Annotated in this window: 11 protein-coding genes; all 11 read left to right on the forward strand. The window is 29.7% G+C overall.

The window, feature by feature from the left end; genetic code table 11:
- The first annotated feature begins 10 nt into the window (after positions 1–10).
- The 11 genes from galU to MKD34_RS06630 all read left to right on the forward strand — a co-directional run bounded on the left by galU (position 11) and on the right by MKD34_RS06630 (position 11488).
- The gene (gene galU, locus MKD34_RS06580) at positions 11–889 is read left to right on the forward strand and encodes a UTP--glucose-1-phosphate uridylyltransferase GalU (RefSeq protein WP_240218797.1); all 879 of its coding nucleotides are present in this window, start codon (positions 11–13) and stop codon (positions 887–889) included.
- A gap of 14 nt (positions 890–903) precedes the next feature.
- Positions 904–2517, forward strand: a complete 1614-nt coding sequence (gene groL / locus MKD34_RS06585; protein WP_240218798.1) for a chaperonin GroEL — start codon at positions 904–906, stop codon at positions 2515–2517.
- Positions 2518–2533: 16 nt separating this feature from the next.
- Entirely contained in the window at positions 2534–4225 is a 1692-nt protein-coding gene (locus tag MKD34_RS06590) for a phospho-sugar mutase (RefSeq protein WP_240218799.1), read from the forward strand.
- 15 nt (positions 4226–4240) lie between these two features.
- A complete protein-coding gene (hemW, locus tag MKD34_RS06595) occupies positions 4241–5317 on the forward strand; it encodes a radical SAM family heme chaperone HemW (protein WP_240218800.1) in 1077 nt (358 codons plus the stop codon).
- A 17-nt stretch (positions 5318–5334) separates the two neighbouring features.
- Positions 5335–6006, forward strand: a complete 672-nt coding sequence (locus MKD34_RS06600) for a YggS family pyridoxal phosphate-dependent enzyme (protein WP_240218801.1) — start codon at positions 5335–5337, stop codon at positions 6004–6006.
- A gap of 15 nt (positions 6007–6021) precedes the next feature.
- On the forward strand, positions 6022–6537 hold the full coding sequence (locus MKD34_RS06605; RefSeq protein ID WP_240218802.1) for a cell division protein SepF: 516 nt from the start codon (positions 6022–6024) through the stop codon (positions 6535–6537).
- Between the two features lie 20 nt (positions 6538–6557).
- Complete coding sequence (locus tag MKD34_RS06610; RefSeq protein WP_240218803.1) at positions 6558–7550, forward strand: 7-cyano-7-deazaguanine synthase; 993 nt, start codon at positions 6558–6560, stop codon at positions 7548–7550.
- A 123-nt stretch (positions 7551–7673) separates the two neighbouring features.
- A complete protein-coding gene (locus MKD34_RS06615; RefSeq protein WP_240218804.1) occupies positions 7674–8597 on the forward strand; it encodes a PTS sugar transporter subunit IIA in 924 nt (307 codons plus the stop codon).
- A 13-nt stretch (positions 8598–8610) separates the two neighbouring features.
- On the forward strand, positions 8611–8976 hold the full coding sequence (locus tag MKD34_RS06620) for a MerR family transcriptional regulator (protein WP_240218805.1): 366 nt from the start codon (positions 8611–8613) through the stop codon (positions 8974–8976).
- Between the two features lie 66 nt (positions 8977–9042).
- Positions 9043–10200 carry an iron-containing alcohol dehydrogenase gene (locus tag MKD34_RS06625; protein ID WP_240218806.1) on the forward strand — a complete coding sequence of 386 codons (1158 nt, stop codon included), beginning with the start codon at positions 9043–9045 and terminating at the stop codon, positions 10198–10200.
- A 55-nt stretch (positions 10201–10255) separates the two neighbouring features.
- Positions 10256–11488, forward strand: a complete 1233-nt coding sequence (locus tag MKD34_RS06630; protein WP_240218807.1) for an NAD(P)-dependent oxidoreductase — start codon at positions 10256–10258, stop codon at positions 11486–11488.
- The last annotated feature ends 1 nt before the right edge of the window (position 11489 follow it).

Raw genomic sequence — 11489 nt, forward strand, 5'->3', positions numbered from 1 at the left:
GGAATTATTCATGAAAAAAGTTACAAAAGCTGTTATACCTGCTGCAGGATTAGGGACTAGAGTTCTACCAGCTACAAAAGCTCAACCAAAGGAGATGCTTGTCATTGTTGACAAGCCTTCTTTACAATATATTGTAGAGGAGCTTGTAGAATCTGGAATAACTGATATTGTTATTGTTACTGGAAGAAATAAAAATTCTATTGAAGATCACTTTGATTTTTCATATGAGTTAGAAAATACTCTTGAAAGAGATGGTAAATTTGAACTTTTAAAAAAAATTGATGATATTTCTAGTATGGCAAATATTTATTATGTTAGACAAAATCATCCTCTAGGATTAGGTCACGCTATCTTAAAAGCAAAATCATTTATTGGAGATGATCCTTTTGTTATTGCGTTAGGTGATGATATTGTTTATAATCCCGATGCTCCTGTTGCTAAACAGCTTATTGATGTTTATGAAAAATATGGAAGTAGCGTTATTGGTGTACAAGAAGTTGAAAATAAAGATGTATCTAAATATGGTATTGTTAAACCCGCTGCTATTTTAGATGAAAATACTGTAGAGATGGTTGATTTTATAGAAAAACCAACTTTAGAAGAAGCACCTTCTAACTTAGCATGTCTTGGAAGATATCTTCTATCTGGAGAGATTTTTAAATATTTAGAAACTACTGAACCTGGTAAAGGAGGAGAAATTCAACTTACTGACGCTATTTTAAAAATGTTAAATGATGATCAAAAAGTAGTTGCCTATAATTTCCAAGGAAAAAGATATGATATAGGAAATAAAATTGGACTTTTAAAAGCTAATATAGAGTTTGGTCTTAGAAATGAAGAGACTAAAGATGATCTTATAAAATACTTAAAAGAGGAGATTAAATTTTAACGGAGGTTTTTTCTATGGCTAAAATTATTAAATTTAATGCTGATGCAAGAAAAAAATTAGAAAATGGTGTTAATATTTTAGCTGATGCAGTTAAAATAACTTTAGGTCCTAGAGGACGAAATGTTGTTTTAGAAAAGGCTTATGGAGCTCCTTTAATAACAAATGATGGAGTTTCTATTGCCAAAGAAATTGAGCTAGATGATCCTTTTGAGAATATGGGAGCTCAGCTTATTAAAGAAGTTGCTACTAAATCTAATGATGTTGCTGGAGATGGAACAACTACAGCTACTATTTTAGCTCAGGCTATTGTTAAAGAGGGACTTAAGATGGTTTCTGCTGGAGCTAATCCAATCTTTCTAAAAAAAGGTATTGAAAAAGCAACTAAAATAGCAGTTGAATTGCTTTTAAAAAAATCAAAAAAAGTGCAATCTAATAGTGAAATCTCTCAAGTTGCATCAATATCTGCTGGAGATACAGAGATTGGTGATCTAATAGCTAAGGCTATGGAAAAAGTTGGAGAAAGTGGTGTTATTAGCGTTGAAGAAGCACGTTCATTAGATACAACTTTAGAGGTAGTTGAAGGAATGGAGTTTGAAAAAGGATATCTGTCACCATACATGGTAACTAATTCAGAAAGAATGGAAGCTATTCTTGAGAATCCATATATCTTAATTACTGATAAAAAGATTTCAACGATGAAAGAACTTCTTCCTCTTTTAGAAAAAACTGTTCAAACGTCAAAACCTCTTTTAATTATCGCAGAGGATTTAGATGGAGAAGCTTTAGCAACTCTTGTTCTAAATAAAATAAGAGGTACTTTAAATGTTATTGGAGTTAAAGCTCCTGCATTTGGAGATAGAAGAAAAGCCATGTTAGAAGATATCGCTGTTTTAACAGGTGGACAGGTTATTTCTGAAGAAAAAGGTATGAAAATAGAAGATACTGATCTTTCTCAATTGGGAAAAGCTAAGAAAATTAAAGTTACAAAAGATTCTACTGTTATTATAGATGGATTTAGTAATCAAGATGTTTTAAGTAGTCGAATTACTCAAATAAAAAACCAAATCTCTGCTACTGATTCTGATTATGACAAGGAAAAATTACAAGAAAGACTGGCTAAACTTTCTGGTGGTGTAGCTATTATTAAAGTTGGCGCTGCTACTGAAGTCGAGATGAAAGAAAAAAAACTAAGAATAGAAGATGCTTTAAATGCCACAAGGGCCGCTATTGAGGAAGGTGTTGTTCCTGGTGGTGGTGTCGCATTAAATGAGATTGCCAACGAAATGAACGACTTTACTCTTGAAGGTGAAGAAGGAATTGGAGCTAATATTCTAAAAAAATCTCTTAGTTCTCCATTAAAGCAAATAGCTATTAATGCTGGCTTAGATGGTGGAGTTATTATAGAGAAAATTAAAAATTTACCTGATGGTTTTGGATTAAATGCTGCTACTGAAGAGTATGTTCATATGATTGAAAACGGAATAATTGATCCTACAAAGGTTACTCGTTCAGCTTTACAAAATGCAACATCTATCGCAGCTTTAATTTTAACAACAGAGGTTATTATTGCAAATAAAAAAGAACCTATTAGTGAAAATTCAAATTCTAATATGGGGGATATTATTTAAGGGGAGGATTTGTAAAATGGATAAATTTACATTAGAAAATTATAACAATTGGTTAACATCAGATTATATAGACTTAAAAGATAGAGAAGATTTAGAGAGTATTAAAGGAAATGAAACAGAAATAGAAGATAGATTTTATACAAATCTTTCTTTTGGAACTGGTGGAATGAGAGGAGTTAGAGGAGTTGGTATCAATAGAATTAACAAGTATACTATTAGAAAAGCAACTCAAGGGCTTGCGAACTATATTTTAGAATCTGCTGGTGAAATAGGAAAAAAAATGGGCGTTGCTATAGCTTATGATTGTAGAATTGGTTCTGAAGAATATGCATTAAATGCTGCTTTAGTTTTAGCTGGAAATGGAATTAAAGCATATCTTTTTAAATCTCTTAGATCAACTCCTGAGCTTTCATTTGCTGTAAGAGAATTAAAGTGTATTGCTGGTATAGTTGTAACAGCTTCTCATAATCCACAAGAGTATAACGGATATAAAGTTTACTGGAATGATGGTTGTCAAATAATTGAACCTCAAGCTAGTGGAGTTGTAAATAGTGTTAATGCTATTAATTCATTTGACGAGATTAAACTTTTAACTAAAGAAATTGCTATTCAAGAAGGACTTTTAGAATATATTTCTGATGATATGGATACTAAATTCATTGAGGCCGTTAAAAAGCAAATTATTCATAACGAAATTCCAGGGAAAGAAAATTTTAAAATTGTTTATTCACCATTACACGGAACTGGTGGAAGACCAGTTAAAAGAGTTTTTAATGAAACTGGATTTAAATCAATCTATATAGTAACTGAGCAAGAGCAACCTGATGGAAATTTTCCAACTTGTTCATATGCTAATCCAGAGGATCCAGCAGTTTTTAAATTAAGTATAGAGTTGGCAGATAAAGTTGGAGCCACACTATGTATGGCAAATGACCCTGATGCAGATAGAATTGGTGTAGCGGTAAAGGATGAAAAAGGAGAATGGATTTATCCAAATGGAAACCAGATTGGTCTTCTTTTAATGAACTATATTTTAGAGAATAAAAAAGATATACCTAAAAATTCAGCGGTTGTATCTACTGTAGTTTCAACACCTATGCTAGATATTGTTGCTAAAGAAAAAGGAGTAAAGATTTTTAGAACTTTAACTGGATTTAAATTCATTGGAGAAAAAATCAGAGAGTTCGAAGAGAGAAAATATGACGCTACATTCTTAATGGGATTTGAAGAGTCTTATGGGTATCTTGTAGGAACACATGCTAGAGATAAAGATGCTGTTGTATCTACTTTATTAATAGCTGAGATGGCAGCTTATTATAATAGTATTGGATCATCTATTCCAAAAGAGTTAAAAAAATTATATGAAAAATTTGGTTACTATAGAGAAGGAATAATTGCCATTACAAAAAAAGGAAAAGATGGTGTTGAAGCTATTAGTAAAATAATGTCAAATCTTAGAGCTAATGTTTCTGATTCTTTACTAGAGAAGACAATAGTATCAAAAAGAGATTTTAGTCTTGGATATGAAGGATTACCAAAATCAGATGTTATTCAATTTGTATTAGAAGATAATACATATATTACAGCTAGACCTTCTGGAACAGAACCAAAAATAAAATATTACTTCTGTGTTGTTGGAAAAACAGAGATAGAAGCAAACGAAAAATTAATGAAAACTATGGAGGATTTCCAAGCTTTTATTGATTAAATCTTGGAGGTGCTTATGTTAAGCGGAATGTATATACATATTCCTTTTTGCCTTAATAAATGTAATTATTGTGATTTTTTATCTTTTAAATCTACTGATGAAGAAAGAGAGAAATACGTAAATGCACTTATTAATGAAATTAATATGTATCCCAAATTTCCACTTGAAACTGTTTATTTTGGGGGAGGTACTCCCTCTTTATTGACTCCTGAGCAAGTTAGTAGAATTTTAAATAACTTAAATATTAAAAATAATGCTGAAATTACTCTCGAGGTTAATCCCAAAACAGTTACACTTGAGAAATTTAAACTTTTTAAAAAAGCTGGTATAAACAGAGTTAGTATTGGAATACAAAGCTTTAATGATGAACTACTTAAAACTCTAGGTAGACTCCACTCTTCTTCAGAAGGAGATGAAGCTTTTTATTTTGCTAGAAAAGCTGGATTTGATAATATCAGTTTAGACTTAATGTTTTCCCTACCAAACCAGACTCTAAATGATTTAAAATCTGATTTAAATCATCTATTTTCATTAAGACCTGAGCACTTCTCTATATATTCTTTAATTTGGGAAGAGGGTACTGATTTCTTTACTAAACTTGAAGCTGGAATTTATAAAGAAACTGACAATGACTTAGAAGCATCTATGTATGAACTAATTATTGAGGAAGCTCAAAAAAATGGATATATTCATTATGAAATCTCAAACTTCTGTCTTCCAGAAAAAAGAGCTATACACAATACAAAATACTGGAAAAATGAAGAGTATCTTGGAATCGGAATTGGAGCATCTGGGTATTATCAAGATATCAGATATAAAAATGTCTTAAAAATTCCTGAATATTATGCTAAAATATCTGATAACGTTAAACCTGTTTTAGAAGAGGAGTTTGTAGATTCTAATGAAAAAGAGATTTATGAATATATTCTTGGTTTACGAATTATTCCTGATGGAATTATTCCTAAAGGAAAATATATAGATCTTTGTAATAATTTAGTTGACGAGGGATTTCTAATAAAAAATAATTTTAGATATATTTTATCTAAAAAAGGTGTTCTCATGGCTAATGATGTTTTTAGTAAATTTATTTAATTATTTAGGAGGAAATTGTGGGAATTTCAGAAAATATTAATGATATCTTATTAGATATAAAAAAACTCTCTCCATATCCTGAAAAAGTAAATCTTGTTGCTGTCACTAAATATGTTGATATTGAGACTATAAAAGAGGTACTTAAAGGTGGTGCCCATATTTTAGGAGAGAATAAAGTTCAAATTTTGACTAAAAAATATGAAGATCTTTCAAATTATTCTATTAATCATAAATGGCACTTTATTGGAAATCTTCAGAAAAACAAAGTTAAGTATATTGCTCGTTTCATTGACATGATTCACTCTATTAACAAACTTTCTTTAGCTGAAGAAATTAATAAAAGAGCTAAAGAACATGATAGAGTTATTGAAGTTTTAATAGAGATAAATCTCTTTCAGGAAGATAGCAAGGAGGGTTACGATTATCAAGATTTTTTAAATGATATTCCTGCTCTTTTATCTCTTGAAAATATCAAAATTAAAGGTCTTATGACAATGGCTCCGTATACCGATAATGAAGATTTTATTAGAAATGGATTTAAAAAATTAAGAGAGTTAAAAGAGGAGTTAAATATTCTTTATTTCAATGATTCTTTAACTGAACTTTCTATGGGAATGAGTAATGATTATAAATTAGCTCTTGAAGAGGGAGCAACTCTTATAAGAGTGGGTAGTAAAATATTCGAATAAAATATGGAGGTATCAATGAAAATTACTAAATTTAAAAATGCTTTTAAAGATTTTACTGATAGTGTTGGACTTACTTTTGATCCTGATGAAGAAAATTATGAGGAATATCAAGAGGAAAATGAATTGTCTGCTCCAACTCCTAAGTTTGGCTTAAATAACAGTAGTAAAGAAGATGTTGTTCCAGCTTTTACAAACTCTATTCCTAAAGCAGAAATTAAAACACCTATTAACAATACTGTTCAAGAAGATTGTCAAACAATTTTTGTCAATCCGAAAAGTTTTGCAGAATGTAGAAAAATTGCAGATTATATAAAAAATGATAAAGTGGTTACACTAAATCTAGAAAATGTAAATGGAAAAGATGCACAAAGAATTCTTGATTTTTTAAGTGGTGCAATCAATATAAAAGAAGCTAAATGGATTCCTATTAGTAGAAATGTATTTACTTCTGTTCCTAAAAATATCAACTTCCTATATGATGGAAAAAATGATTTAAAACAAAATACTTTTTTAGATATTGACCACGAATAATTAATTTATGGAGGTTAATAATGAAAGCATTAGCGCTTTTTTCTGGAGGACTTGATAGTGCTCTAGCAATTAAAATTATAAAAGATCAAGGAATTGAGGTTATCGCTCTTAACTTTGTATCACATTTCTTTGGTGGAAAAAATGAAAAAGCTGAAAATATGGCTAAACAACTTGGCGTTCAATTAGAATACGTTAATTTTAGCAGTGTTCACACTGAAATTTTAAAAGATCCTGTTCATGGACGTGGAAAAAATATGAATCCTTGTATTGATTGTCATGCTTTAATGTTTAAAACAGCTGGTGATCTTATGGAAAAGTATGGAGCTTCATTTATTATTTCTGGTGAAGTTCTAGGACAAAGGCCTATGTCACAAAATTATCAGGCTCTAGAAAAAGTTAAAGCTCTTTCTCCTGGTCTTGAAAATCTTATTGTAAGACCTTTATCAGCAAAGCTTTTACCAGAAAGTGAACCTGAAAAATTAGGATGGATTGACAGAAGTAAACTTTTAGATATCCAAGGAAGAAGTAGAAAAACTCAAATGGAACTAATGGATAAATTCGGTATTGTAGACTATCCAACTCCTGGTGGAGGATGTCTTCTTACTGACCCAGCTTATTCAAAGAGACTTAGAATCTTAGAAGAAGATGGATTATTAGAAGATGAAAACTCTAATCTATTCCACCTTTTAAAAATTGGAAGATTTTTTAGATTCGAAAAAGGAAAATATTTAATAGTTGGAAGAGAGCAAGAAGATAATTTAAAAATAAATGAATTTAAAGACTATGGTTCTTTATTTATTAGAGGTAAAGAAGTTCCTGGACCTCATATGGTTGGATTTGGAGATCTTACACAAGATGAAATAGATTTTGCTTTAGATTTATTTTCTAGATACTCAAAAGTAAAAGGAACTACTGAAATAACTCTTTTACTAAATGGAAAAGATATAACTATTCCTGCTGTTGATCTCGAAAATTTAAACGAAAAAATTAAAAAGTATCAAATTACTATGTAGTTTTTGACAGCTAAGATATTTTCTTAGCTGTTTTTTTTTAATTTTTATTTTAATTTATTCAAAAACGTTATATAATTATTTTGTGTTCACATATACTAAATAATGTTAAGGAGGGGACAAATTATGAAGTTGTCCAGTTATCTTTCAGAAGATAAGATTATATCTAACCTAAAAGGAGAAACCTTTGAGGAACTTATTACAAATCTGCTTAAGGAACTTGCTAAGACCAATAAACAAGTTAAAGTAGAACAAGAAATTATGAAAAAGGCTATTTTAAAAAGAGAAAGTGAAGCTTCCACGTATATTGGAAATGGTGTTGCAATACCTCATGCCAGACTTGAATATTTTGATGATATTGTTGTTTCGATTGCTTTTCCTGAAAAAAATGTAACTATGAAAAATATAATGGGAGAAGACGAACCTGTTGATTTTATTGTTCTAATTGTTGCTGATGTTTTAAAAAACAAAAATATTCTTAAAATTATGTCTGGAATATCTAGACTTTGTCTTAAAAATAAGGATGTTTTCAAAGAGATTTTAAAATACAAATCTCCTGAAAAAACAATTGAAATTTTAAATAAAATGAAAATTGAAATAGATCATAATATTACCGCTGAAGACTTATTTACCACATCTATACTCCCTGCTAAAGAAAATAATACTCTTGAAGATATTGCGAAACGAATCATTATGGATAGAGTTTCTGGAATCCCAGTGGTTGATAACCATAATAACTTTTTAGGAGAAATAACAGAGCGAGAACTCATTTCTTTTGGTATGCCAAAACATACTACTATTTTAAATGATTTGAGTTTTCTTACTGTAGGAGAACCTTTCGAAAATTATTTAGTAAATGAAAAAATAACAACTATAAAAGATTTATATAGAACAGAAGGAATAATTACAATTGATAAAGATGCCTCTCTTATGGAAATATCATACATATTTATGAATAAAGGTGTTACAAGAATTTATGTTCTTGAAAATAACAAATATATTGGTCTCATATTTAGATCTGATATAATTAAGAAAATTTTACATATATAAGGAGAAAGTTTTTATGTATTCAATTAAAGCAGTTTCTGAAATGGTAGGTCTTTCTTCCCATACGATTAGATACTATGATAAATGTGGCTTGATGCCATATATAGCTCGAAATAAAAATGGAATTCGTTCCTTTTCTCAAGATGATATATTTTGGATTGAAATAATTAAATGTCTTAAAAATACTGGAATGACTATTGAAGACATTAAATCTATTGTCGATTTGAGTTTAAAAGGAGATCATACAAAAGAAGAAAGACTAGCTATTCTTTTAGAACACAGAAAAAAAATACTAGAACAAATTGACGAATTAAATAATAATTTAAAGAAACTTGATTTAAAAATTGCTTGGTATGAGAATAATTCTATTTCTTGTAAATAAATCTCTTGACTTAGAGTTAACTCTAAGGTTTATAATCTCACTAATTAATAATAGGAGGTTGATTTCATGTTAAATTTTAATTTTTATAATCCAACTCATATAGTTTTTGGAAAAGATACTCTTGATCAATTAAATACTTTAGTTCCTTTAAATGCTAAAGTACTAGTAACTTATGGTGGGGGATCTGTTAAAAAATTTGGAACATTAGAAAATGTTATTAAAAATCTTCCTGGAAGAAAAATTTTTGAATTTGGTGGAATTGAACCAAATCCACAATATGAAACTTTAATGAAAGCTGTTGATATTGCTAAAAAAGAAAATATAGATTTTCTTCTTGCTGTTGGTGGTGGATCTGTTATGGATGGAACTAAATTTATAGCTCTTGCTTCTAAATATGATGGAGATTGCCTAAATCTACTAACTCCAGATTTTGATTTAGCTCCAGTTGATTCAGCAATTCCTTTGGGAACTGTTGTTACTTTACCAGCTACTGGATCTGAAATGAATAATGGTGCTGTTATCAGTCATAAAGGATTAAAAGTTCCTGTTTTTAGTATGCATACATTTCCAAAGTTTTCTATACTTGATCCTACTTTAACATTTACTTTACCTAAAAATCAAGTTGCTAATGGTATTATTGATACTTTCATTCATACTGTTGAGCAGTATGTTACTTATCCTGTAGACGCTAGATTTCAAGATAGAACTGCTGAAGGAATTTTAAAAACACTTATTGAAATTGGTAAAACAACAATCGAAGAACCAACTAACTATGATGCTCGTGCTAACCTGGTTTGGTGTGCTACTATGGCATTAAACGGATTAATTGGTGCTGGAGTTCCTCAAGATTGGACTACACATATGATTGGTCATGAAATTACTGCTATGTTTGGTGTTGACCATGGAAAAACTCTTGCTATACTTCAACCAGCTATATGGGAAGTTAGAAAAGAGAAAAAAAGAGAAAAATTAATTCAATATGCTGAACGTGTTTGGAATATTGAAGAAGTTAACAATGATTTAAAAATTAAACAAGCTATAGAAAAAACTCGTTTATTCTTTGAAGAACTTGGAGTTAAAACTCATCTTTCAGATTATGGTATAACAAAAGATAAAATAGATGATTTAATTTTAGCTTTAGAAAAAAATCATAGAACTTCTTTATCAGAAACTGGAGATTTATCTTTAGAAATAAGTAGAGAAATTCTTGAAAAAGCATTATAATATTTTAAGAGGCTGAGAAGTTTTTCTCAGCCATTTTTTTAAAGAGGTGATTATTTTGAAAATAGATTTACTACAAGAAGCTAACCGTTGCTTAAATTGCAAAAAACCACTTTGTAAAATACATTGTCCTATATCCACAGACATACCTAATATTATAACTTTATTTAAAGAAAATAAAATAGATGAAGCTGGAGAAGTTTTATTTACAAATAATCCTTTATCTATATTTTGTTCTATTGTATGTCCTCATGAAGAGCAATGTAAAGGTCATTGCATAAAAGGAATTAAAGAAACTCCTGTTGAGTTTCCACTTATTGAAAAAGAAATTTCAACTGAATATCTTTCTAAGTTACCTTTAAATAAAAAAGAAAATAAAAAAATAGATATAGCTATTATTGGTGGTGGCCCTGCTGGTATTACTTCTGCTATTCTCTTAGCTAAAGAGGGATTTGATGTTACTATATTTGAAGCTTTTTCTAAATTAGGTGGTGTTTTAAGATTTGGTATTCCTGAATTTAGATTATCTAGAGAATTAATGGATACTTTTGAAAAATACCTTTTAAATTTAGGTGTTAAAATAAAATATAATACTTTAGTTGGTCCTACTCACACTATTCAAAATTTAAAAAATGATGACTTTAAGTACATTATCATTACGACTGGTGTTTGGAATCCTAAGCCTATGGATATAAAAGGAGAAACTAAGGGAAATGTTCACTATGCTATTAACTACCTTGTTTCCCCTGAGTCATATAACCTTGGACCTAATGTTTTGGTTATTGGTGGAGGTAATGTTGCTATGGATGCTGCTAGAGTTGCCAAAAGATTGGGTAGTTCTGTAACAGTAATGTATAGACGTGGTGAAGAAGATATGCCCGCTACTAAAGTTGAAATAGCTGAAGCAAAAGAAGATGGAGTAAATTTCAAATTTTACTATGCTCCAAAAGAGATTCTAGACGATACTATGATTTTTCTAAGAACTGAATCGCATACTGATGAAAATGGAAGAAAAAAACTTGTTACTTTAGAAGATACTGACATTGCAATACCTTACAGTTCGATTATCGTTGCTGTTAGTCAAGGACCTAAAAAAAATATTGTCTCTTCTGAAGATAGAATTAGTCTTGAAAAATGGGGAACGGTAATTGTTAATGACAATTTTGAAACAACTTTAGAAAATGTATTTTCTTGTGGTGATGTAGTCACTGGTCCTAAGACTGTTGTTGCTGCTGTTAATGATGCTAAGAAAGTAGTTGCCAATATTTTAAAAAAAGAGGAGTTGATTTAAT

The organism is Cetobacterium somerae, from assembly GCF_022430525.1.
Classification (GTDB): Bacteria; Fusobacteriota; Fusobacteriia; order Fusobacteriales; family Fusobacteriaceae; genus Cetobacterium_A.

Excerpts from the sequence above, each read along its gene's own strand:
- galU (WP_240218797.1), top strand. The coding sequence starts at position 11 with ATGAAAAAAGTTACAAAAGCTGTTATACCTGCTGCAGGATTAGGGACT.
- groL (WP_240218798.1), top strand. The coding sequence starts at position 904 with ATGGCTAAAATTATTAAATTTAATGCTGATGCAAGAAAAAAATTAGAA.
- MKD34_RS06590 (WP_240218799.1), top strand. The coding sequence starts at position 2,534 with ATGGATAAATTTACATTAGAAAATTATAACAATTGGTTAACATCAGAT.
- hemW (WP_240218800.1), top strand. The coding sequence starts at position 4,241 with ATGTTAAGCGGAATGTATATACATATTCCTTTTTGCCTTAATAAATGT.
- MKD34_RS06605 (WP_240218802.1), top strand. The coding sequence starts at position 6,022 with ATGAAAATTACTAAATTTAAAAATGCTTTTAAAGATTTTACTGATAGT.
- MKD34_RS06610 (WP_240218803.1), top strand. The coding sequence starts at position 6,558 with ATGAAAGCATTAGCGCTTTTTTCTGGAGGACTTGATAGTGCTCTAGCA.
- MKD34_RS06615 (WP_240218804.1), top strand. The coding sequence starts at position 7,674 with ATGAAGTTGTCCAGTTATCTTTCAGAAGATAAGATTATATCTAACCTA.
- MKD34_RS06620 (WP_240218805.1), top strand. The coding sequence starts at position 8,611 with ATGTATTCAATTAAAGCAGTTTCTGAAATGGTAGGTCTTTCTTCCCAT.
- MKD34_RS06625 (WP_240218806.1), top strand. The coding sequence starts at position 9,043 with ATGTTAAATTTTAATTTTTATAATCCAACTCATATAGTTTTTGGAAAA.